Here is a 21629-nt window from a genome sequence, read left to right as displayed (position 1 = left end):
ATCGGCTCCGAGAGCTGAGGCTGGACGCTGGACCGACGAGACGCGAGCCGTCCCGCGCGTGTGGCCGGCACGAGTCCAGGAGCTCTGCATCGGATGCGTCCGCCGACGAAGCAGAGGGCGCCGCCTACCCCTGCATACGGCGACGGCACGTCTTGCGCGAAGGAGGCCGCCGCTTCGAGTTACGTCCAGGCGTTCGGGGGGCTGTCAGCGATGGCGGTCCGCGGTGTAATGGCGCGGAGTCTCCTGGCCTCGGCGATTGACGCGCTGAGATTCCGGCTTTAGCGGGCCGAGCCGCGGTCAGGGGAGGGCGGGGACCTTCGGGCCAGCGTCGGTCCATCCGACCTGGAGGTAGACCTGCCCGGCAGGTACGCCGGGAATGCCCGGGACGGTGCGCGACGTCACCAGCACGAGCGAGGACCTCGTGTCGATGATCATCTTGTCGGCGGTGCCGCCCCGGCCCTTGGTGCGCACCTCGACCCCCTTGCGGCCGCGCTCGTCGGTGACCTTGCCGCCGACGGTGACTCTGGGCATGGCGGCGAGCACCCGGTAGGCGGCGGCGCGCACCTTCGGTTGTGCGGGGAGATGGGAGAGCAGGTCGGTCAGGCAGCCCTGCACGAGCTGGTCCCTGGAAAGGGACCCCGGAACGGGCTTCTCGGGCGGAAGCATCCGGCTGAGTGTGTTCTTCAGCGCGGCGGGGTCGGTCGGCAGTGCCTGAACCTGCTTGAGCGACATCCCCTTGTCGCAGAGCAGGAAGGCATCGGTGCCGGAGTCCTTCTCCAGCCGGGCGGGGAGCCGCTCCCCGTTCGGCTTGCCGTCCTTCCGCCAGGCGACCCCGTCCTTGGCGGACATGGGCACGCTGTCGAGCCCGCGGGATCCCATCCAGGTCTGGCCGTCCGGCCTGGCCCACTGCTCGTTGACCTGCTGGCTGACCAGCCAGTAGTCCTGCCCGTTCCGCAGCATTGTGGATGGCGCGCTTCTGCAGCTTGCGGACGTGCCAGTACTTCCCGGTGGCCGTCGCGGCCTCAGCCTGCTCGGCGGCGGTGAGCAGCACGGTCTGGGCCGACATCGGCTCCACGGTGGTGGGATCGGGCGCGGGGGACACGGTGCGGAGCCCAGCGTCACAACGCCCGCGACGGCGGCAGCCGTGGCGGCCAGGCCGAAGCCGCTCCACAGGACGGGACGCCGCCAGGCGGGGCGGGCGGGGCGTTCCGGCTCCCGCATCCCGTTGACGAGCTCGCGGGCAGGGCCAGTGCGCGAGCGAGCCGCGGCTGCATGTCATCGGAGGCCACCACGTTGAGGACGCGGTCCTCGTGGCCGTCCGTCGGGGGTTCGGCGCCGAGCCGGGCCAGGGCCCGGTAGCGGCGCGTCTCGGTCCGGCGGTGCTGGGCGATGAGGTTGGTCGCGATGCCGAACAGCCAGGGGCGGACCGTCCCGCGGGCCGGATCGAAGGCTGCGCGGCGGCGGAACGCGGTGAGGAACGTCTCGGCGACGACGTCGTCGGCCGCCTGCGTACCGAGGCGTCCCGCGACATAGCGGTGGACATCGGCGAAGTACCGGTCGTAGACGGCGGTGAAGCTGTCACCGTCGCGGACGGACGCGGCGAGCAGCGCCGCGTCGTCCGCCCGGTCGGTCTCGGGCGGGGCGGTCACCCAGCCGCCCCTTGCGTGGGGTCGGGCATCAGGCACCTCCAGGGGGGATCGTCATCCCCTACTCCGCCGGACCCCGGTTTCGCTTCACACCCGCCTCGACAAACTTTCGCGGACGCAGCGTCCGGACGCGGCGTCCGGGCGGTGGACGTCCGTTTGACCTCGGGGTGCGTGGGTGCTGAGGGATACCGCTCTTACCGGTACAGAGGCAGACCGGTTCGGTACAGGTCAGCGAAGGCGAGCTCGGCGGGATCCGCGAACCGGGGTGTGATCAGGGCCGCCGGGACGGGAGCACGCAGAACTCGTTGCCCTCCGGGTCGGCGAGGACGACCCAGGGGGCATCGGCGGGCTGGCCGACGTCGGTGCGGGTGGCGCCGAGGTCGATGAGGCGTTCGACCTCGGCTCCCTGGTCGTCGGAGGGGGCGGAGTCCACGGTCTTGCTCACACCAACGTTAACAACGGCCTCGGACGAGGCCGGACCGTGTCGGATGCGCCGTGGACTTACCCAAATGCAGATTCGGCCCTCACATGTCGCACCGACCTTGTAGACGCGCGGCGAGGCGATTCCGGAGCGGCTCGTAGTCGTGCTCGGGGAACAGGGCCGGCAACACTTCGAGCATGTCCTCCAGTCGCCTCCGCACGGACGCGAACTCCTCTTCACCCAGGGGCGCCTGGGTGAAGAGGAGCTGCCACATGAAGGCGCCCTTGGTCGTCTGCAAGGTGTTCAGGTACTCGCGATAGCCGATGTCCAGCTTCCAGTCGCCGTATTGCCGGTCGGTCCACCAGATCTCGGGCTCGCCCCCGCCCGGAAGCAGCCGCAGCCCGACGATCTGGCCGGTTCCCGTGTACGGGTGAACGTCGATGACGCGCAACTGCGAGGCCGGGAACTCCTCGTCATCGTCACCCCAGGGTTCGATCTCTTCGATCGCCGGGAGCCCTGCCTGTCCGATGTGGCCCACGAGGAACTCCCCGGCGACCCGCGCTCCCCCGGCCGCGGTCTGCCACTGGCGGCCGAGCCCATGGAATCGCAGCTGGCACTGGCCCAGTCCGGCGGGCGCGGTCACCTTCTGGGGGTGCACGAGGGTCTCCCACGCGGCGGCGGCATCGGCGAGCCCGGTGTCGAACTCACCTTCGTGACGCTGAAGGACCTCGATCCCCGGATGGTCGTCCAGGTCTTCGCAGACCTTGCGCCATCCGGCCTCGTACGCCGTCAGTTCCGCCATCACGTACCGCCCGCCATCCCTTGATCAACTGGCTGGGCGGAACGATACAGGGAGACCGCGAGTCCTTCCGGAGCCCAGGTCAGGGGTTCAGGTCGCCGACGTGATGCTCGGCGGCGGCGCCGAACCGGAGTACCCAGGCGTGGGCCTCGTGCGGTGAGGGGTCGCCGCCTAGGGCGATAGCCGCGAACGAGGGCTCCTTGGCGCCTTGCCACAGATCCTGCCACTGCTCGTACCGGAGACAGAGGTAGAGCACCCCGTTCAGCTCGGCGAGCGTCTCGATGCCGCGGACGTCGGCACGGGAGAGGTCGAGCCCTCGGAGCCGGGGAAGGGTGCGCAGGACGTCCAGGTCGACGGGGTGGTCCGAAACGAGCCGGAGGGCCTCGACAGAGGTGTCGCACAGGGCCGCGAGGTCGTGGGCATCGCCGGTCAGCGTCACGTGCCGCATCGCGTCCCTCCCGGGTGCGCCGCCCTCACGCGGCAGCCCGATGTCGATGTGCAGGTAGAGGTCGAGATCCTCGCGCTCGAGGTCTTCTTCGTCCAGGTACCGGTTCAGGACGTCGAGGTCGATGTCCTCCGGGTCGAGATCTTCGAGGGCTTCGAGGTCGGGATCGTGGGTGCGGAGGGTGTAGTCGCCGCGCTCAAGCGCCTCGACGTGGCGTCGCAGCAGCGTGGTGACGGAGTCGGCGACGTACACGGCCCCGTAGCCCTTGCTGATGTGGACGACCTGACCGGGACGTCCGGACGGGCCAGGGTCCAGGTCCACGGCAAGGAAGTCTCCGCCGGTGTTGGTGGCGAACCGGACCCACCCGTCGCGGTGCACCGACTGCCGCACCGCTCCCCGCGGAACAGAGTCGGCGACGCGCCACCAGGGATCGCCCGTCCACGTCAGTGTGGGAGACCAGACGCGGGACCGGTCGAGCGTGTGCTCCAGCGCGAACCAGGTCTGGTTCCCCAAGAGCATGCCTTCGTCGCTCTCGCCGTCGGCCTCGCCGTAGAGGGCCATCAGATCGGACGGCAGCGCGGCGCCGTTCTCCCGCGGGAGCCGTGCCCGGACGGCCGCGTCGAGCGGTGGATGAAGGTCGTGCTCTCGCCCGAGGATCCCGGCGCGAAGGCGGAGGTACTCGCGGAACAGCCGGACGGCCTCGTCCGGATCACCCGCGAACGTCGGGTCGGCGGGCCCTTCCTGCTCATCGCCCGGTTCGGCCGGGAGATTGCCGGGCTCGAGCACCAGCAGCAGCCGATCGGGGCCCGAGACGGGGCGCTCGGCCGCCGGGCTGGTGAAGGCCTCGAACCGGCCGGACGGCTCGACGACCAGGTCGAGGTCGAGCCGGCCCGGCGCCACTTCGCCGAAGTAGAACGTCCAGTTCGGGTCACCGACGATGTCCACGTCCATCCCGGTGGTGCTGCCGTTGGGCCGGTCGTACCAGGCGGCGTGAACGGCCGAGCCGGTTCCGCTCCCCGATGCCCGCACCCGTCCGCGCCGCCATCCCTCCGGTGCGGCCTCGGCGACCTTACGAGCCAGGTGCTCGAGAAGCTGGGCATGGGTGATATCTCGTCGACGCGTCATCCAGGGGTCTTAACAGCCGCCACCGACATCTGGGGCACGGATTCACCACATTCGTCCGTCCGTCTCAGTCGACGGCGTTACCGGCGGCCGCCGAACTCCCACGTGTGGACCTCGATGTCGGCGTACCGGTGCGGGGCCAGGACGGCGCGCGCCGTGTCCGCATCCGGTGCCTTGACCAGCACCGCCGTGCCCAGCCACGTGGTGCCGTCGTCGGACAGCAGCGGCCCGAAGGCGATCAGCTCGTCCTGGTCGGACGGGACGGCGAGATCGGCCCCCCGCTCCGGGCCGAGGCCGAGGACCAGGAACCTGTTGCCGCCCGTCCGGCCACCGGGGAAGTCCCACATGGTGCGCCCCAGCAGGTTGCGCCACCGGCGCAGCAGCACGTCCCGGTACGCGCCGGCCTGGTAGCCGGGCTCGTCGAAGGCGAACGCGCGGGCGGCGGCGGGATCGGGCAGGTCAACGATGTGCACGCTGCCGGTGGGCGTGTCGCCATCGCCGGCGAGCGTCGGGCCGCGGGCGATCAGCTCCTTCTCGAAGCCGTCCATGTAGGACCAGTGCTCTTCCACCAGCTCCTCGCGTAGCGTCACAGAACCTGGCCGGTCACGGTGGTAGCAGAAGAACTCCATGGCCACAGTATGGTCGAGCCGATGAACCCGCCCCAGCCGCAAGCTCTGGCAGAGGGCGCGCTCGGTGTGGCGCTGCTGCACATCGGCGCGGCGACCTCGCCGTCGCCTCCGACCCGCCCTTGGACTCCGGGTCGGCCGGGACACAGGTCCGGATCGTCATGCCGCGCAACGTCGCGTCCAGGCACGCGGTGATGGTCGGCAGCGTCCTGCCCCAGACCGGGATCACCCCCCGGAACCGCGACCAGGCCAGCCACGCGCACCACAAGATGGTCTGCCGACCTGCGGGCCCCAGCCCCAGTCCCACTGCCCGTGAGGTCGTACGCCTCAAGGATTTCCTTGATCTCCCTGCAATTCTTCACCCGCCCGACTCTCGCCGACCGGGAATGATCACGATCAAGCGGGGAGATATCCGGCCGTCCGTGGGGAACCTCGTGGCCATCAGTGGGGCAGTTTCTGGCCGCCTATGGGAGCTCCATGGGCCGCTGTCAATCTGACATAGTGGTGCGCCCATTCCTTGATCAGATCTGGATCCCCCCATGTCCACCGATCTCTACGGCGCCCGGGTCCTGGCCATCGCCCCAGACCGCATGAGCGTCCGCATGCGGATCTTCGTCGTCTACTACGAGGCCGCCTCCCAGGACGCCCTCGACCTCCCCAGTCCGGACGACGAGGAGTTCTTCCGGGAAGTGCTCCGGCTCGGGGAGAGCCTGGACAAGTTCGACGACGCGGAGCAGGAGGCCTTCTACGACTCCGTTCAGAGCGTCCAGCGGGTGGCCGAGCGCAACGCCGAGCTCCAGCCCGTGGACTGGGAGCACATCCACGACTTCTACTACGAGCGGCACGGCGGCTGGCTGGACGAGCATCGCCTCGTCCAGGCCGACTACGTGGTGCGGGTGAATGAGCCGCGCTGGCTCGCCGACGTGGAGCCGGGCGAGGCCTGGGGCACCACATCCTTCCTCGAATCGTCCATCGACTGGGGAGAGCCCGACGAGCCGGCGGCGGCCAATAGCTCGTCGCCGGCCGCCGAGGTGATCGGTCACCGGCCCGCCCGGGCTGCGGACGCGGGCGCCGAGGAGGAGGTCGGGCGCGGCGTCGAGGCGGCCCGCGAGGGGGATCCCTGCTCGGCGCGCGAGCTGCTGGACGCACACACGGGCAAGGGACGGAACTCGGCCGCGATGCGGGCCGACCTGGCGCTGGCCGCGCTGGACCCGTCCGATCCCCTGGCCGTCCAGCGGCTGCGCCGGGTCGCAGCGGGCGAGGACCCGGAAGCCGGCCCGTGGGCGTCGGTGGCCCTGAGCGTGCTGGGCGACGAGGCGCTTCGGCGCGGGATGGCCGCCGAGCACCTCGGGGACGCCGAGGGCGCCCGTGCGATCTACGAGTCGGGCGGTGACCTGGGCGGGGTGCTGCTCGGACGACTGCTCGGCGATCGCGAGATCCTTGCACGGGGGCTGGAGACGGACGACCCGCTAGCCGGTTCCTATGCCGGATACCTGCTCGGCGGCCTGCTGGACGCCGGAGGGGAGCACGGCGAGGCGCGCGCGGTTCTGGGGCGCGCCTGCGAGAGGGCGCTCGCCACCCGCGAGAGCCCGTACGGGATCCTGCCGTGGATCGCCGTCCGGCTCGGCGAGTTGCTGACCGGGCGGGAGGCCGCGATCGAGGAGATCCGGGAGGCGTTCGTCCTCGCGCAGCCTCTGGTGGAGATCGCCGACCCGTCCCTCGCGGCCGTCGGGTTGGGCACGCTGGACGGCAATCCGTACGCCGTTCGGGGTGCCCTGGAATGGCTGCGGGCGTGGAGCGGCGAGTACCACGCCTGCGGCGTCCGCCTGGCCACCGGGCTGGGGGCGCGGGTCGTGGAGGCGTCCGACCGGCCCGCCGACCACTCTCTCAACCAGGTGCTGCGCGAGCTCGACGCCACCGCCGAGTCCGCCGCATACGGGCTGTTCCTGAAGGCGCGGGAGAGCGCATCGCGGAACGAGTGGGACGACGCGTTGCGCGACTGGACCGCCGCCGCCGACACCGGGCTCCTGCCGTACGCGCGGTGGGCGGGTACCTGCCAGGCCGTCCTGCTGACCGTCCGGAACGATGAGGAGGGCGCGCGGCACGCCTTGCGGCACGGGCGGGAGGACCGCCTGATCGTCGAGCTCGCCGAGGCTTTCTCCAGGCAGGAGGAGCATGAGATGGCGCGCGCCGCCTACACGATGGCGGCCGAGGGCGATGATCCGGTCGCCGCCGGGCGCGCGTCGCTCGGACTCGGGCGCATTCTTGCCGACGACGGCAGGCCGGAAGAGGCCGCCGAGGCCTACCGGCGGGCCTGGCGCCAGGCGGGCGGTTCCCACGCGACCAACGCCGCGTTCCGCCTGTCCACCGTGCTGAGCGGGCTGGGCGACAAGGCGGGCGCGGCCGAGGCCGCGCGCGATGCCCACGAACGCGCCCTCGCGGCCGGTGACCCGCTGTTCGCGCGGACCGCCGAGCGTCTCGGCGAGATGCTGCGCAAGCTGGGCGACCTGGCCGGGGCGCGCGACGCCTACCAGGCCGCCGTCGACGCGTGGCGGGAGGAATACGGCGAGGAGTATCCCTACTCCGCCCGATGGTCCCTGATCTATCTGGCGCAGATTCAGGGATACCAGGGCGACCACGAGACCTCCGAGACCATTCTGCGCGCGGTCATCGAGATGTCCGGCGGGGCCGAGGGTGTCGACGTCGTCGCCGCGTTGATCCTGGGGATCAACGCCAAGGACCAGCGCGATCTCGACGCGGCTCTCCCGTGGTTCGAGCGGGTCATCGCCTCCGGGGACGCCACACACGTCCCCACGGCCTTGGCGCACCTGGCGGAGCTGCACCACTGGCTCGGCGACAGGGACGAGGCGGCTCGCCTCTACGAGCGAACGCTTGAGCTGAGTGACGATCCCGAGTACGTCGCCGAGGCCGCCTACCGCCTGGGCGAGCACCTCGCGGAGGCGGGCGAGCGCGACCGTGCCACCGGGTTGATGGAACGCGTGCTGGGAAGCGCTTTCGACGACTTCGACGACGACGCCCGGCGGCTGCTCGCCCGCCTGCGGGACTCCTGAGCAATAAGCCCAGGGTTCGCTGGGCTCCCTGCTGCCTCTGTCGCCCCAGGACCTGGGCCTTCTCCAAGCCGGACGCGTTGCGAAGACCCGCAGACACCGAGCCCTCCCAGCGCATGCTGGTACGTCCCCGATGTCGTTGACCCCGGTGCAGGCCTGGGCTACCCCGGGGGCGGTGGAGGTCGAAGGTGACGCATCGGTCTTTGCGGGAGCGGCGGAGCGCGACGTCCAGGAGGACGCAGCAGCCGGACTCCCAGCGCAGTGTCTCATCGGCCAGGAGGGGGCGGGCGGCGTCGAGGGACGTCGCGGCGAAGGCGGCCGAGAGCCGTCCGGGGTCGGCCCCGCCCTGTGACACCACGCCGGCCGGCTTCTCCGGGTTCACGACGAGATGGCAGGTGCTGATCGCGGCCGGTGATCTGTGGTTGGAAGCAGGCGATGGGACGGTCGCCGGCGTGATCAGAGAGTCCACCAGCAGTAGAGCCGCTCGCCTTTTTCGACGGCACCATGAGCAAAATCGGAGAACATCTTCAGGAAGTCGCCCAATACTTCTGGAGTGACCACCCCCGACAATTCATCGGTGTCGGCCCACACCTTGGCCACGTCCTGGAGGTGTGGGACGCTCGCCGAGGCCAGCGCGTCGCGGAGCGTGTCGGTGACGGTGACGGCGGACGCCTCCACAACGCCCATCTCTTCCGAGTCGTCCAGGGAGCCGCATTGGCGCGGATCGGCGAGGATCTCGTCGAATGAACGACCGGTGAGAATGGACTCCAGAGTTCCGAGCGCCACGCACGGATCGATGGACTTGGCGGACAGGGTGTCGAAGCCCTGGCGTTCCGGCCCGCCCATGCCAGGCTCCACACAGGCCGCTTCGGCGTCGTCCTTGGCAATATAGTATTCGATGATCATGAGCGGGATTATTCACGATCCCCGCCGAGCATTCCACGCATTCCGCGGTTCCCGTCATCACGGCTTGGCCCGGAACGCCCGGCGGTAGGCGCCCGGCGTGGTGCCCAGGGCGCCGAGGAAGCGCCTGCGGAGATTGGTGGCCGAGGACAGGCCGACGCGGCGGGCGATGGCGTCCAAGGGCAGGTCGGACGACTCCAGCAGGTCCCGGGCCGTGGCGATCCGCCGGGCGAGCAGCCACTTCCCCGGGCTGGTGCCGAGCTGATCGGCGAACCGCCGGGCGAGGGTGCGCGTCGAGACGCCCTCGTGCGCGGCCATGCTCTCGATGGTCACGGGTTCGCCGAGTCGCCCGGTGATCCACTCCAGCAGCGGCGCGAGCGTGCCGTCGATCTGCGCGGGGTGCGGCGGCGCCGAGTACTGCAACTGCCCGCCCTCGCGGTGGGGCGGCATGACCATGGTCCGGGCGATATGTGCGGCGTGCCGGGCGCCCTGGTCGCTGCGGACCAGGTGCATGCACAGGTCGATGCCGGCCCCGGCACCGGCACTGGTGGCCACGTCACCGTGGTCGGCGTACAGCACATCCGGGTCGACCCGGATCTGCGGGAAGCGCGCGGCGAACTCGTCCACCAGCGCCCAGTGGGTGGTCGCGTGCCGTCCGTCCAGCAGACCGGCGTGCGCCAGCGCGAAGGCGCCGGAGCAGATGCTGACCACCCGCGCTCCGCGGGAGTGCGCGCGGCGCAGTGCCCGGACGACCGCGGATGAAGGGGGCTCCTTGGTGGGCAGCCAGCCCGGGACGATCACCGTGTCCGCCCGGTCGAGTGCGTCCAGCCCGTCGGTCACGAGCATGTCGTACCCGGCGTGCGTCGCGACCGGGCCAGGGCGCTCCGCGCACACGCTGAAGGCGTACCGCGTCGGAAGTCCCGGCCGCTCGATCCCGAACACCTGGGCGGCGCAGGCGAGTTCGAAGGTCGACTGCGGTGGGCGGACGAGCGCCATCACTCGATGCATGGCAGGAAAGTACCGTGGACTGTCATTCCTGACACTCGGCGGGACGGCGGTGGGCCGCCAGGCTGGTCCCATGACGACAGAACAGAGGACGCCTGCCTGTACGTGGTCCGCCGTCCAGGATGCCCCGATCCGCGAACTCTTCCCAGGCATCCGGCTGCGCCCGCTGTGGAACGGGGACCATGGCGCGAAGGCATCTGTGCTGGAGATGGACGCGAACACCTGCTGGCAGGGGGTCGACGTCCACGAACCGGGTCCCGAGGAGGTCTTCGTGGTCTCCGGCGTCTTCAACGACGGCGACCGGGACTACCCGGCCGGCTCTTTCATCCACGCCCCCGCGGGTTCCTCGCACGTCCCGCAGACGACGACGGGCTGCACGCTGTTCCTCTTCTATCCGGAAGGCTAGATCCCACGGCAGCGCGGATTTCTTCATGGACACGCACCGTCCTGGGCGAGCGCGTCCGACCTGCGAGTGGCGGCGATAACACATCGATAAGGCGACTTGCTAGATTCCTTTCAGGAACCGGGAGGGAATAATCTAATGTCGCGATTCAAGTTTTCGTCTCCGCAGATGGTCGGGGCGCTGGCGGCTGCGGCCGTATTCGTCGGCACGGGAGTCATCGCGCCGACCGCATCTGCCGACAGCAACCCGTCCGGCTGCCCTCAGGGATACTTCTGCGCCTACTCCAAGAGCGACCAGAAGGGGAGTCTCCTACTGAAGGTGGACGGTAAGTGGAGTGGGTCCATCAAGCAGGTCGGGTCCGTCTTCAACAATGGCGTGCAGTATCCGGGTGCCGACCATGCATACGTGACCTACGCGCCGGGGTCCGGCAGCAACATGACGCGGTGCCTCCACTTCAACCCGGGGCCCGGACACAAGGCGAACATCAGTGGGAGCACCCTCAAGAGCGTGACGTGGGGCGGGGAGTGCCCCTGAGCGACGAGCGGCGGGCGCCGCCTCGGGGCGCGCCGCCCGGGTGGAGCGGGGGCACTCAGGCCGGCTTGAGTACGTTCGCTGATGTGGTCTTGGCCTGCGGCCGGTCATCCTGTTCACATGGAGACCTCGCGCTGGCGCCCCTTCGCGCTCTTCCTCAAGGCGGCTCTGGCCGCTCTTCTGGCGCTCGCCCTGATCTTTCCGCATTGGGACCGTTTCGCCGACAAGGCGATGGGCGTCCGTGCGGTCGCCTATCCGGTGGCCGTCATGCTGGTCGTGTCGATCTGGGCGCTGCGGGGGCGTCGGGGTGCTTTTCCTTGGGACATCGACCTGCTGTTGACCGCTCCCTTCTTCGTCGACGTCGCGGGGAATGCCGCCGACCTGTACGACGGCGTCGGCTGGTTCGACGACGCCTGCCATTTCGGGAACTGGGCGCTGCTCAGTGCCGCCGCCGGGCTCGCTCTTCAGCGCTGGAGCCCGCTGCCGCCTTGGGCGCTGGCCCTGTCCTGCGCGGGGATCGGCGCCATCAGCGCGATCCTGTGGGAGTTCTCCGAATACTGCATCTTCATCCTCAACACCCCTGAGTCGGTCACGATCTACCGCGACACCATCGGCGATCTCATGCTCGGCCTGCTCGGCGCCACCGCAGCAGGACTCGCTACCGCGGTGCTCGCCCGGCGGCGGATCCGGGCGAGCGACGAAGGGGTGTTGAGCACGGCTGCGAATGCCCGCTGACCCCCGCCGGGGCTACGGGGATCCGGTCAGGCTGCCGAGGTCGGCGATCACCTCCGAGGCGGTGACCGGGTCGAGGTCGTCGAAGCGCAGGGGCTCGTGCGGGTCGGGCTCGCGGGTGGGGTGGGACGCGATCCAGACCGCCTCGATGGTCTGCTCTTCGCTGATGCCTTCGTAGTAGGAGTAGCGGATTCCGGGACTGAGCCTCGCCACGACGTGCCGCCCGGCGGGGTCGGCGCGCGCGATCCACGCTCCGTCCTGGTCCGAATGCCAGCGGGACTGCGAGATGCCCTTCGCCTTGCCGTACGGGATGGTGAGCCCGTCGAACCGTTCCAGGCGCGCGCTCGCGCCTTCCTTCTCGGTGAGCGCGTGCACGGTGCGGCCGAGCTGCGGGAACGGCTGGAGGATCTCGTAATCGGAGAACAGTTCGGACCACGCGCCGAGCGCCTCGCCCAGATGCACCGGATGCGCGACGCCGATCCGGGCCCCCTCGGGGAGGGAGAACGCGTCGTCGTCCGCGTCGGCGAACGTCCGGTCTTCGGCGATGCGGAACGCGGTGGCGCGGCCGTCGTGCTCGGCCAGCCACACCAGCCGGCGGACGATGTGCCACAGCAGCGGGTGGGCGACGAACAGGCCGGTGAACTCGTCGGCCGTCCAGCGCCGCCCGGCCGTCATGGCCGCCTCCAGCCGCCGGATCTGCTCCACCGCGACGGTCTTGACGTCCTTCTTCAGCCCGGCGAACGCCGCGTGGGCGGTGGGCGCCAGCGCGGGGTCGTCGGTGGCGGCGGGCTTGGGCAGGCTCTTGCGGCGCTTGCCGTCCTCGGTGACCACGTGCGGTACGAGCTGCTCGTCGAAACCGACCTGGAAGCGGCGCGGGCCGTAGTCGAAGGCCATGCCGCCCTCGGCGTCGAGTCCGAAGTCGGGCACGGCCCGGTCGGCGAGCTGCTCCTCGCTCAGGCCGCGCGCGGCGGCGAGGGCGGAGATCTTCTCTTGCGCCTTGGTCTTGAGGCCCTTGTACTTGAGCTTCTGCGCGATGCCGTACAGGTGCGTCAGCGCGACGTCGGTGCCGATGGCCGCGAGCACGTCCAGCCCCCGCACGGCCTTGACGTGCCCGCCCTCGCCGGGCAGGGCGCGGATCACCGGGGAAAGGCGCCGCACCGTCCCGTCGTCGCCGAGGACGCCGAGCTGGGAGAACGCCCAGCCGTCCTTGGACGGTGCGCCCCGCCCCTCCCACCTCAGGTACAGCGCCCAGGAGAACTCGGCGAGGGACGCCGGATCGCACAGGTCGCGGACCACGTCGAGCCCCGCGTACTCCTCCCCCGGTTTCGACATCGCCAGCATGGTCAGCAGGTGCCCGACCGCGGACGCGGGCAGGGCGCTCTCGCGTCCGCGCAGCAGGATCTGCGGGAGAGCGTCCAGGTCGGCCCACTCGGGGGGTTTCGGAATGCGGGCGGGGACGATCTCCAGCGGATCCATCGCCAGCATCGTCCGCACGGCCTGTGCCGCCTCGTCACCGTAGACGCCCGCCGCCGCGCAGACCGCCTCGTCGCCCTGATCGGCGGCGAGCAGCCGCAGTGCGCCCTCGGCGTTGCGGCGTTCCCCGCCCGCCTTGCCGAGCGCCGCCGGGACCAGCAGCGGCACCGCGTCCAGGCCGTGCCGCTGGAACCAGCGCCGCGCGCTTTCCCGCGCGCCGCTGAGCCGGGCGAACCAGTCGGCCATGAGCGCGGCGACCGCGGCGTCGCGGTACGGCAGCAGCAGGTCGGCACGGTGCGCCGGGGCGGACATGGCGGCGCGCAGCGCGAACGGCAGCGCGTCGACCTCGAACCGGGCAGTGACGGCCGGCATCACCATCGCGGCATACGTCGTCTCCCTGGGGTGCCAGTCGGCGACCAGCGGGCGGGCCGCGTCCTCGGGCCCGGAGACGAAGATGTGCTTCTCCAGGTAGGGGTTGCCGCATCCGTCCGCATAGTCGGCGATCAGCTTGGCCCACTCCTCCGGGGTTTTCCCCGAGACGGTCCACACGAGCCCTTGGGCCAAACGCAGCCTCCCCTCGCGTTCGCCCGGCGCCCAGGCGATCAGCTGTTCGGCGGGCGGGCGGAGACCGTCGATGACGACCGGTGCGCGCTTCGCCCGCGCGCGCGTCCACGGCGGCTCGGTCAGCAGCCGGGGCAGCTCGTGCGCGGGCGCCTCCGCGTACCGCGCTGACGTGACCGCCAGCGGCTCGACGATCTTGCGGGTCTCTGCCGGGAGAGCGGACAGCACAGCCGCGCCGAGCCCGGGCTCGGACCGCAGCCGTCCGCGGATCAGCTCGGCGACGCCGAGCGAGGTCGTGGACGTACCGGCCGCGATCGGAGCCAGCAGCCGCGCCGCCCGCACGGGGAAGCGCGCCATAGCGGCGAGCAGCGCGGGCCGGGCGGCCTTGTCGCCGATCTGGTCGACCAGGGTCTGGAACGCCTCGTCGGTGGGCAGTTGGGCGATCGCGTCGAGCGACGCCCGGTGTTCCGGTTCATCGGGCCAGATGAAGGATCGGACGAGGATCCCCAGCGCGTCCGGTCCGACTCCGGCGACCAACGTGGCGGCGGTGTCCTGGGCGCCGTCCTCGGGAACGTGCGCCGAGCGGCCGACCAGGCGGGCCTGGCCTGGGGAGCCGAGGGACCGGAGCAGCATCCGTTGCAGGACCTCGACCCGCCAGTACGTGGTGTCGGCGCAGCACTCGTCGACCCAGTCGAGCCGCGTCGGCACCAGGTATCCGGCCAGCAGCCGGCGCAGCGGGGTGCCCCGGTGCGCGGCCAGGCCGTCGACGGCCTCCTGATGGTCGCGGTCGGACGCGGCGGCCATGAAGGTGCGGAACCGGCGGGTGACCGTCTCATCGGACCACCAGTAGGAGCCGATGACGTACGAGCCGTCGGCCCCGCCGTCCCAGCGGAGCCCGCCCTCGCTGAAGTACATCCCGCCGAGTTCGGCGAACGCGCGCGCCGCGAAGGCCAGCCCGTGCGCCGAGATCCAGTGATCGGCGAACCCCGCGCTGACGGCGCCGCGGACCCGGCCCCGGTCGACGATGATGTAAGCGACCGCCGCCGCGCCCACCGGGTCGTCCGCGCCGTCCAGATGGGCCCGCACCCGCGCGCCCAGTTCCGGAGCGGTATCGGACGACGCGAGCACCTCCTCGATCGCGGGAAGCGCCCCCTCGACCAGCCCCCGGACCGCCCGGACGGCGGCGTCGTCGACCTCGATCGCGGGCACCGGCACCCGCCCGTCGCCCCGCCGCGGATGGATCCGCCCGAACCACGCGTCCGGGATCACCAGGGTGTCCTCGTCCGGCAGGAGGGGACTCGGCTCGGGTCGTGACTGCACGCTCATGCCACCCGAACCTAGACACCCCCACCGACAGAATCCCGCGCCCCCCGTCGGCGCGCGGGGTGGGTCAGATGGGTTCTCGGACGGTGATCTCGGTCAGGGGGACGGTGCGGCGGAGCTGGTCGTGGAGTTCGGCGAGGCGCCGGTAGGCGAGGGCGTCGCGGCGGGCGAGGCGGGTGCGGGTCGGTTCGGGGAGCATGAACCAGCAGACGCGGCAGAGGTAGTGGCCCTCCTTCTTGCGTCCCCCGCACGACTGGCAGGTGACGGCCGCCGCGGACTTGCCCGCCGGGCGTGGCGGACGCGTCGCGCCCGCGGGCGGGCGCATCCCGGGGGCGGGCAGGCGTGGGGCGGCCACGGACGGGCGTGGGGCGGGCGCGGACGGGCTTGCGGTCGTGGGCCTGCTGGGAGTCGCGGGCGGGCTCGCCGGCGCGGATGCGCTGGGCGATGGGGCGGGGAGGGCCTTGGGGGCGGGGGCGGGGACTTCCTGGGGTCGCTGGGCGTCGAGGCGGGTGATGAGCATCCGGACCGCGTCCGGGGTCCTCATGGTGTCGGGGACGGGACGGCCGGTCCGGTCGGCGACGAGGGCGCGGACGGCGGCGTCGGAATGCCTGAGCTCCCCGGCCTCGTCGCGGACGGCCGTCTCGGCGTCGCCGAGCTGCTCCCACATGCCGGTGATCGCGTTGCACTCGTGCTGGATCCGCGCGACGAAGTCGCGGAACGCCTCGCTGGGCGGGGCGTGGGCGGGACGGTGGACGGAGTCGTAGGCGACGGCGAGGGTGGCGTGGACCTGGGCGGCGGCCAGGCCGTCCCCGCTCGCGGGGTGGTTGAGGAGGGCCTCGGCCACCCGGTAGTGCTCCGGTCCGGTCAGGCCGTCCGACCCGGCCTTGGCGAGCAGACGGTCGAGCTCTGACGGGGTGTCTCCGATGGCGCTCACCACGACCTCCGTTCATTACGCAGCGTTTCACTGGAAACGCTAGACGTAGTCGGGCGCCGCCGCCATGCGCGAGGAGGCGGGTCTCATCCCCAACACCGGCGTGCGGTCTGATTTGCGCAAAACGCCGATGGCGGGGCCGGTGCTGGGAAGGAAACGTGGAGCGGCGTTCTGTCCGTGGTGTCGCTGTTGCACGTCATGGGAAGGTTCATCTGTGTCCGTCGATCTCCCCGCGCTGCTGGCCGATCTGGAAGAGCTCGTGACCTGCGAGTCGTTCTCGGCCGATCACGCCGGGGTGGCGCGCAGCGCCGGGGTCCTCGCGCGCCAGGGCACCCGGCTGCTGGGCGCGGCCCCCGAGACGATCCTGCTGGACGGCGTGACCCATCTGCGGTGGACGTTCGGGACGCCGCGGGTCCTGCTGGTGGGGCATCACGACACGGTGTGGCCGCCGGGGTCGCTGAAGACGCATCCGTGGTCGTTGGTGGACGGGATCGCGCGCGGTCCCGGGGTGTTCGACATGAAGGCCGGGCTGGTGCAGCTCTTCCATGGGCTGGCGTCCCTGCCGGGGCTGGACGGGGTGTGCGTCCTCGTCACCGGTGACGAGGAGGTCGGGTCGGTGACCTCGCAGAAGCTGGTCGAGGAGTCGGCGCGCGGCCTGTCCGCCGCGTTCGTGCTGGAGGGGGCCGGGGACGGCGGGGCGCTCAAGACCGGCCGCAAGGGCGTGTCCTGGTACGAGGTGCGGGTGCATGGGAAGGCCGCGCATTCCGGTCTGGAACCGGAGAAGGGGGTCAACGCGGCGGTCGAGGCGGCCGAGCAGATCCTCGCGCTCCGCGACCTGACGACCGCGGCGTCCGGGGCGGCGCCGGCGGGCCTGGACGGGACGACCGTGACGCCGACGCTGCTCACGGCCGGCACCACGAGCAACACCGTGCCGGCGATGGCGACGATGTACGTGGACGTGCGGGCGCCGAGCCGCGCGGCGCAGGAGCGGGTGGACGGGCTGATGCACGGGCTCGTCCCGCGGACGCCGGGGGCACGGCTGGAGGTCCTCGGCGGGGTCAACCGGCCGCCGCTGGAGACCGCGTCGTCCGCCGGGCTGTACGGGCTGGCGCGGCGCGTCGCGTCCGGCCTCGGGATGGAGCCGCCGCGCGGCGTCGCCGTGGGCGGGGCGTCGGACGGGAACTTCACCGCCGGCGTCGGCTGCCCCACGCTGGACGGGCTCGGCGCGGTGGGCGGCGGCGCGCATGCCGACGACGAGCATGTGGTCACCGCCGAGATGCCCGGACGCGCCCGGCTGCTCGCCGGGCTGGTGGAGGGGGTGCTGCGATGACCGAGGTCCGTGAGCTGCGTGAGCTGGACGAGCTGGAGGCGCTCCACCGGCTGATCGGCGACATCTGGCGTCCCGCGCCCGGGGCGGAGCCGATCCAGGTCGAGATGCTGCGCGCCCTGGCGCACGCCGGCAACTACGTCGCCGGGGCGTTCAGCGGGGACGGCCGCATGGTCGGCCTCTCGGTGGCGTTCCTGGCCGATCCGCCGGGCGTCGCGCTGCATTCGCACATCACCGGGGCGGTCGGCGGGCGCGGCGTCGGGCTGGCGCTCAAGCTGCATCAGCGGGAGTGGGCGCTGGCGCGGGGGCTGAGCCGGATCACCTGGACCTACGATCCGCTGGTCCGGCGGAACGCCTACTTCAACCTGGTGAAGCTGGGTGCCCGTCCCGGCGAGTACCTGCCCTCGTTCTACGGAACGATCGAGGACTCGATCAACGCGGGCGACGAGACCGACCGGGTGCTGGCGGTCTGGCCGCTGCCGGACCCGCGGGTGGTGGCCGCCACGCGGGGCGAGCACGTCCCGGTGCCGGTGCCGGACGACGCCGCGACCGCGCTGGGCGAGAAGGACGGGTGGCCGGTGCGCGGCGGGACGGACGCGTCCACCCTGCTGGTCGCCGTGCCGGAGGACATCGAGGGGCTGCGCCGGTCCGCCCCGGAGGCCGCGCGGGCCTGGCGGACGGCCGTCCGGGACGTGCTGGGCGGCCTGCTGGACGACGGCGCGCGGGTCACCGGGTTCCACCGCAGGACCAGCTACGTCGTCGAACGCTCCGAGGGGACCACGTGAGGATCACCGGGATCGAGCTGCGCCGGATCACGCTGCCGCTGGTGGCGCCGTTCCGCACCTCGTTCGGCACCGAGACCGCCCGCGACGTGCTGCTGATCCGGGTGGTGACGCCGGACGCCGAGGGCTGGGGCGAATGCGTCGCGATGGACGAGCCGCTCTACTCCGCGGAGTACGCCGACGGCGCGGCGGACGTGCTGCACCGGTTCCTGATCCCGGCGCTGCCGAGGGACGCGGACGCGCACGCGGTGGAGCGGGCGCTCGAACCGTTCAAGGGGCACCGGATGGCCAAGGCCGCGCTCAGCACCGCCGCCTTGGACGCGCAGCTCCGCGCGGCCGGCGAGCCGCTCGCCCGGTTCCTCGGCGCGTCCCGCGACCGGGTGCCGTGCGGGGTGTCGGTCGGGATCATGGACTCGATCCCCGAGCTGCTGGACGCGGTCGCGGGCTATCTCGGCGAGGGCTACGTCCGGATCAAGCTGAAGATCGAGCCGGGCTGGGAGGTGGAGCCGGTCCGCGCCGTCCGCGAGCGGTTCGGCGACGGGGTGCTGCTCCAGGTCGACGCGAACGCCGCGTTCACGCTGTCCGACGCGCGGCTGCTGGCCCGGCTGGACGACTTCGACCTGCTGCTGATCGAGCAGCCGCTGGCGGAGGACGACCTGGTGCAGCACGCGCGGCTCGCCCGGCTGCTCCGCACGCCGGTCTGCCTGGACGAGTCGATCGAGTCCGCCGCGCACGCCGCCGCCGCGATCTCGCTGGGCGCCGCGTCGATCGTCAACATCAAGCCGGGCCGGGTCGGCGGCTACCTGGAGGCGCGCCGGATCCACGACCTGTGCCGGGCGCACGGCGTGCCGGTGTGGTGCGGCGGGATGCTGGAGACCGGGATCGGCCGCGCGCCCAACGTGGCGCTCGCGGCGCTGCCCGGGTTCACCCTGCCGGGCGACACCTCCGCGTCGCGGCGCTACTACGCCGAGGACGTCACCGAGCCGTTCGTCCTGGACGACGGCCATCTCGACGTGCCGTCCGGTCCGGGCATCGGGGTGGAGCCGGTCGCGGCGCGGCTGGACGAGTTCACCACGTCCACCGAATGGATCCCGCTGTAGGTCCCCGCCGCCCCGGCCCGGTTCTGACCTGGGCTTCGGCGCGCGGCAAAAATTCATTCAACTTCGTACCTCTCAACCGCGAACCTTTCAGGGCCCCCAGACGTCACATGGATCGGACGCCGGGTTCTGCCCGGGCCGCTGCCGGGCGTGTGGGGAATATCCGCCGGAGCGGCCGGGAACAAGATCGCCCCGTTTGCGTTCTTTTAAGCCGACGCGTGTGGCGCTCGGCGGACAGGTGAGGGAGAACGGTGCGACGTACGGCCTTGGTCATGGCACTGGTCCTGGGATTGACGGCGGCTTGCAGCGACGACGGCGGCGGGGGCGCGACCACCAAAGGCGGCGATGACGGCTCCCCCAAGCTGACCATCAGCCCGGCGGACGGCAGCGGCGACGCGCGCCCTGACGCGGGCGTGACGGTGACGGCGGCGGGGGGCACGCTCGGCCAGGTGTCGGTGAAGATGAAGGGCGCCGAGGTGCCCGGACGGCTCTCCCCCGACAAGAGCAGGTGGCAGTCCACCTGGACGCTCGTCCCGGGTGCGAAGTACCAGGTGTCGGCGACGGCGGCGTCCCCCAAGGGCAAGAGCACGACGGCCACCAGCGCGTTCCAGACCGTCCGGAAGACCGCCGCCACGAAGATCACCAACGTGGTGCCGAGCGAGGGTGAGACGGTCGGCACCGGGATGCCGGTCTTCGTGCAGTTCAGCAAGGAGGTCCCGGCCAAGGCGCGGCCGGGCGTCGAGCGCGCCATCGAGATCTCCTCCACCACCCCCACCGAGGGCGCCTGGCGCTGGCTCAGCGCGGGCGAGTCGTTCAACGGGCTCCCGTCGGCGGTGTTCCGGCCGCGGAATCCGTGGAAGGCCCACCAGCAGGTCTCGCTGACCGTGCACTACGCCGGCCTGAAGATCGGCGACAGCGTGTTCGGCGCCAAGGACGTCACCCGCAAGTTCCGCATCGGCGACTCGCACACCATCACCGTCAACGCCAAGACCGACCGGCTGGTCGTCAAGAAGAACGGCCGGACCGTCCGCAACTGGGGCGTCAGCCTCGGCCAGGGCGGCGACCGGCAGGCCGACGGCGTCGACCACCTGCTCACCACCAGCGGCGTGCACCTGACCATGGACCGCAGCAGGATGGAGCGGATGCGCCCGCCCGGCAAGAAGAAGGGCGACGCCGGCTGGTACGACGAGCAGGTCCCCTGGGCCACCCGCATCTCCAACAGCGGCGAGTACATCCACCAGAACATGGACGACCCGACCTGCCTCGGCGACCGCAACTGCAGCCACGGCTGCGTCCGCTCCCCCGCCGGCGACGCCCAGTGGTTCTTCGGCTGGGCCTACCGCGGCGACATGGTGACCATCACCGGCACCAAGCGCAGCCTCGAATGGACCAACGGCTGGGGCTACTGGCAGATGCCGTTCGAGAAGTGGACCAAGGGCGGCGTCCTCGGCAAGCCCGTCACCACCGCCTCGCTGAACGCCTGACGCACCCCCGCGCGTACCCCGCCGCCCGTGCCGTCCGCCCGCGCTGTCCGACCCGGTCTTCCGGGCGGACGGCGCGGTTGAGAGGATCGGGGCCAGAATCGGATTCGGGAGGAAGCGCATGACCGGGACCGCAGCGGACGTGGCGGCGCTGCTCGATCTGACCGTGCTGGACGACGACGTCTTCACCGTCCCCGTTGCACCGGCCCGTCCCGGCGACACGGTCCAGATGCGCGCGTTCGGCGGACAGGTCGCCGGGCAGGCCCTCCGAGCCGCGTGCCGCACGGTCGATCCGGGACGGCCGCCGCACTCGATGCACGCCTACTTCATCCGGCCGGGACGTCCGGACGAGCCGGTCCGGCTGGACGTGGCCCGGTCCCGGGACGGCCGCACGTTCTCCACCCGGCACGTCACCGCCGCCCAGGGCGGCAAGCCGATCTTCGAGCTGATCGCCTCGTTCCACGACCCCGAGCCCGGCCACGCCTGGCAGTCGGGGACGCGGCCGGACGTGCCGCCGCCGGACCGGCTGGAGCGGTCGGCGCTGCCGTCCTTCTTCCGGTATCCCGGCGGCTTCGACATCCGGCTGGTGAACCCGTCCGAGCCCACCGCGTTCCCGGTGCGGCACCCGTTCTGGATCCGGCTGTCCGAGCCGGTCGGCGACGACCCGGCGCTGCACGCCTCGCTCATCGCCTATCTCACCGACATGGCCGTGGTGAGCAGCGCGATCGCGCCCGATTCGCGGATCACGCTGGGCACCGCGGTCAGCCTCGACCACACCGTGTGGTTCCACCGGCCCGCCCGGGTCGACGCGTGGCTGCTGTACTCCGTCGACCCGGTCATCAACCACGGCGCCCGCGGCCTGGCCCGCGGCCACCTGCACACACTCGACGGCGCGCTCGTCGCCTCGGTGGCGCAGGAGGTCCTGCTGCGCCCGGCGGATGCCTGACGGGCCA

The 21629-nt window shown here is 71.7% G+C and carries 19 protein-coding genes and 1 pseudogene; 9 read left to right on the top strand and 11 right to left on the bottom strand.

Annotated elements, in window-relative coordinates; all coding sequences use genetic code 11:
- Positions 1 to 297: 297 nt before the first annotated feature.
- From OHA34_RS25440 to OHA34_RS25410, 7 genes and pseudogenes are all read right to left on the bottom strand, one after another.
- Positions 298 to 960 (bottom strand): hypothetical protein, encoded by a 663-nt coding sequence (locus OHA34_RS25440; protein ID WP_329519127.1) that lies wholly within the window; start codon positions 958 to 960, stop codon positions 298 to 300.
- Positions 961 to 1118: 158 nt separating this feature from the next.
- Positions 1119 to 1649 (bottom strand): RNA polymerase sigma factor, encoded by a 531-nt coding sequence (locus OHA34_RS25435; protein WP_329519126.1) that lies wholly within the window; start codon positions 1647 to 1649, stop codon positions 1119 to 1121.
- Positions 1650 to 1917: 268 nt separating this feature from the next.
- The gene (locus OHA34_RS25430) at positions 1918 to 2091 is read right to left on the bottom strand and encodes a VOC family protein (protein WP_443029591.1); all 174 of its coding nucleotides are present in this window, start codon (positions 2089 to 2091) and stop codon (positions 1918 to 1920) included.
- A gap of 79 nt (positions 2092 to 2170) precedes the next feature.
- On the bottom strand, positions 2171 to 2869 hold the full coding sequence (locus OHA34_RS25425) for a hypothetical protein (protein WP_329519125.1): 699 nt from the start codon (positions 2867 to 2869) through the stop codon (positions 2171 to 2173).
- A 79-nt stretch (positions 2870 to 2948) separates the two neighbouring features.
- On the bottom strand, positions 2949 to 4436 hold the full coding sequence (locus OHA34_RS25420) for an SMI1/KNR4 family protein (protein ID WP_329519124.1): 1488 nt from the start codon (positions 4434 to 4436) through the stop codon (positions 2949 to 2951).
- Between the two features lie 77 nt (positions 4437 to 4513).
- A complete protein-coding gene (locus tag OHA34_RS25415; protein ID WP_329519123.1) occupies positions 4514 to 5062 on the bottom strand; it encodes a YciI family protein in 549 nt (182 codons plus the stop codon).
- 94 nt (positions 5063 to 5156) lie between these two features.
- Positions 5157 to 5357: pseudogene (locus OHA34_RS25410) on the bottom strand (IS21 family transposase); the annotation flags it as partial.
- A gap of 241 nt (positions 5358 to 5598) precedes the next feature.
- Between OHA34_RS25410 and OHA34_RS25405 the strand changes: the two are divergent.
- Positions 5599 to 8130, top strand: a complete 2532-nt coding sequence (locus tag OHA34_RS25405; RefSeq protein ID WP_329519122.1) for a tetratricopeptide repeat protein — start codon at positions 5599 to 5601, stop codon at positions 8128 to 8130.
- A gap of 453 nt (positions 8131 to 8583) precedes the next feature.
- Here the strand turns inward: OHA34_RS25405 and OHA34_RS25400 are convergent, their stop codons facing one another.
- Complete coding sequence (locus OHA34_RS25400) at positions 8584 to 9033, bottom strand: hypothetical protein (protein WP_329519121.1); 450 nt, start codon at positions 9031 to 9033, stop codon at positions 8584 to 8586.
- A gap of 57 nt (positions 9034 to 9090) precedes the next feature.
- Positions 9091 to 10038, bottom strand: coding sequence for a helix-turn-helix domain-containing protein (locus OHA34_RS25395; protein ID WP_329519120.1), 948 nt, complete (start codon positions 10036 to 10038; stop codon positions 9091 to 9093).
- 70 nt (positions 10039 to 10108) lie between these two features.
- Here OHA34_RS25395 and OHA34_RS25390 point away from each other — a divergent pair, with 70 nt between their 5' ends.
- The 3 genes from OHA34_RS25390 to OHA34_RS25380 all read left to right on the top strand — a co-directional run bounded on the left by OHA34_RS25390 (position 10109) and on the right by OHA34_RS25380 (position 11704).
- Positions 10109 to 10441 carry a cupin domain-containing protein gene (locus OHA34_RS25390; RefSeq protein ID WP_285939110.1) on the top strand — a complete coding sequence of 111 codons (333 nt, stop codon included), beginning with the start codon at positions 10109 to 10111 and terminating at the stop codon, positions 10439 to 10441.
- 165 nt (positions 10442 to 10606) lie between these two features.
- Positions 10607 to 10972, top strand: a complete 366-nt coding sequence (locus OHA34_RS25385) for a peptidase inhibitor family I36 protein (protein ID WP_285939111.1) — start codon at positions 10607 to 10609, stop codon at positions 10970 to 10972.
- 117 nt (positions 10973 to 11089) lie between these two features.
- Positions 11090 to 11704 carry a hypothetical protein gene (locus OHA34_RS25380; RefSeq protein ID WP_329519119.1) on the top strand — a complete coding sequence of 205 codons (615 nt, stop codon included), beginning with the start codon at positions 11090 to 11092 and terminating at the stop codon, positions 11702 to 11704.
- 12 nt (positions 11705 to 11716) lie between these two features.
- Here OHA34_RS25380 and OHA34_RS25375 read toward each other — a convergent pair whose 3' ends face one another.
- The gene (locus OHA34_RS25375) at positions 11717 to 15061 is read right to left on the bottom strand and encodes a DUF4132 domain-containing protein (protein ID WP_285939114.1); all 3345 of its coding nucleotides are present in this window, start codon (positions 15059 to 15061) and stop codon (positions 11717 to 11719) included.
- 64 nt (positions 15062 to 15125) lie between these two features.
- Positions 15126 to 15992 carry a hypothetical protein gene (locus tag OHA34_RS25370; RefSeq protein WP_329519118.1) on the bottom strand — a complete coding sequence of 289 codons (867 nt, stop codon included), beginning with the start codon at positions 15990 to 15992 and terminating at the stop codon, positions 15126 to 15128.
- A gap of 211 nt (positions 15993 to 16203) precedes the next feature.
- Between OHA34_RS25370 and OHA34_RS25365 the strand changes: the two genes are divergently transcribed.
- From OHA34_RS25365 to OHA34_RS25345, 5 genes are all read left to right on the top strand, one after another.
- Entirely contained in the window at positions 16204 to 17319 is a 1116-nt protein-coding gene (locus tag OHA34_RS25365; RefSeq protein WP_285939118.1) for a M20 family metallopeptidase, read from the top strand.
- Complete coding sequence (locus OHA34_RS25360; RefSeq protein ID WP_329519117.1) at positions 17316 to 18101, top strand: GNAT family N-acetyltransferase; 786 nt, start codon at positions 17316 to 17318, stop codon at positions 18099 to 18101. The genes OHA34_RS25365 and OHA34_RS25360 overlap by 4 nt, the downstream gene beginning before the upstream one ends.
- Complete coding sequence (menC, locus tag OHA34_RS25355; RefSeq protein WP_285939120.1) at positions 18098 to 19198, top strand: o-succinylbenzoate synthase; 1101 nt, start codon at positions 18098 to 18100, stop codon at positions 19196 to 19198. Before OHA34_RS25360 ends, menC begins: the two co-directional genes overlap by 4 nt.
- Positions 19199 to 19467: 269 nt before the next feature.
- Positions 19468 to 20679 (top strand): L,D-transpeptidase, encoded by a 1212-nt coding sequence (locus OHA34_RS25350; protein WP_329519116.1) that lies wholly within the window; start codon positions 19468 to 19470, stop codon positions 20677 to 20679.
- A gap of 118 nt (positions 20680 to 20797) precedes the next feature.
- The gene (locus tag OHA34_RS25345; RefSeq protein WP_329519115.1) at positions 20798 to 21622 is read left to right on the top strand and encodes an acyl-CoA thioesterase; all 825 of its coding nucleotides are present in this window, start codon (positions 20798 to 20800) and stop codon (positions 21620 to 21622) included.
- Positions 21623 to 21629 lie beyond the last annotated feature (7 nt).

It is taken from the genome of Spirillospora sp. NBC_01491 (assembly GCF_036227065.1).
GTDB lineage: Bacteria > Actinomycetota > Actinomycetes > Streptosporangiales > Streptosporangiaceae > Spirillospora > Spirillospora xylanilytica.
The sequence above is the reverse complement of the archived record's forward strand: the minus strand, read 5'-3'. Positions and strand labels throughout refer to the sequence as shown.

Bases quoted from the DNA above. Each gene is read 5' to 3' on its own strand.
- OHA34_RS25415 (WP_329519123.1), bottom strand. From the start codon at position 5,062: ATGGAGTTCTTCTGCTACCACCGTGACCGGCCAGGTTCTGTGACGCTA.
- OHA34_RS25375 (WP_285939114.1), bottom strand. From the start codon at position 15,061: ATGAGCGTGCAGTCACGACCCGAGCCGAGTCCCCTCCTGCCGGACGAG.
- OHA34_RS25395 (WP_329519120.1), bottom strand. From the start codon at position 10,038: ATGCATCGAGTGATGGCGCTCGTCCGCCCACCGCAGTCGACCTTCGAA.
- OHA34_RS25345 (WP_329519115.1), top strand. From the start codon at position 20,798: ATGACCGGGACCGCAGCGGACGTGGCGGCGCTGCTCGATCTGACCGTG.
- OHA34_RS25360 (WP_329519117.1), top strand. From the start codon at position 17,316: ATGACCGAGGTCCGTGAGCTGCGTGAGCTGGACGAGCTGGAGGCGCTC.
- OHA34_RS25385 (WP_285939111.1), top strand. From the start codon at position 10,607: ATGGTCGGGGCGCTGGCGGCTGCGGCCGTATTCGTCGGCACGGGAGTC.
- OHA34_RS25380 (WP_329519119.1), top strand. From the start codon at position 11,090: ATGGAGACCTCGCGCTGGCGCCCCTTCGCGCTCTTCCTCAAGGCGGCT.
- OHA34_RS25440 (WP_329519127.1), bottom strand. From the start codon at position 960: ATGCTGCGGAACGGGCAGGACTACTGGCTGGTCAGCCAGCAGGTCAAC.
- OHA34_RS25390 (WP_285939110.1), top strand. From the start codon at position 10,109: ATGACGACAGAACAGAGGACGCCTGCCTGTACGTGGTCCGCCGTCCAG.
- OHA34_RS25405 (WP_329519122.1), top strand. From the start codon at position 5,599: ATGTCCACCGATCTCTACGGCGCCCGGGTCCTGGCCATCGCCCCAGAC.
- OHA34_RS25350 (WP_329519116.1), top strand. From the start codon at position 19,468: ATGGCACTGGTCCTGGGATTGACGGCGGCTTGCAGCGACGACGGCGGC.
- OHA34_RS25425 (WP_329519125.1), bottom strand. From the start codon at position 2,869: ATGGCGGAACTGACGGCGTACGAGGCCGGATGGCGCAAGGTCTGCGAA.
- OHA34_RS25420 (WP_329519124.1), bottom strand. From the start codon at position 4,436: ATGACGCGTCGACGAGATATCACCCATGCCCAGCTTCTCGAGCACCTG.
- OHA34_RS25400 (WP_329519121.1), bottom strand. From the start codon at position 9,033: ATGATCATCGAATACTATATTGCCAAGGACGACGCCGAAGCGGCCTGT.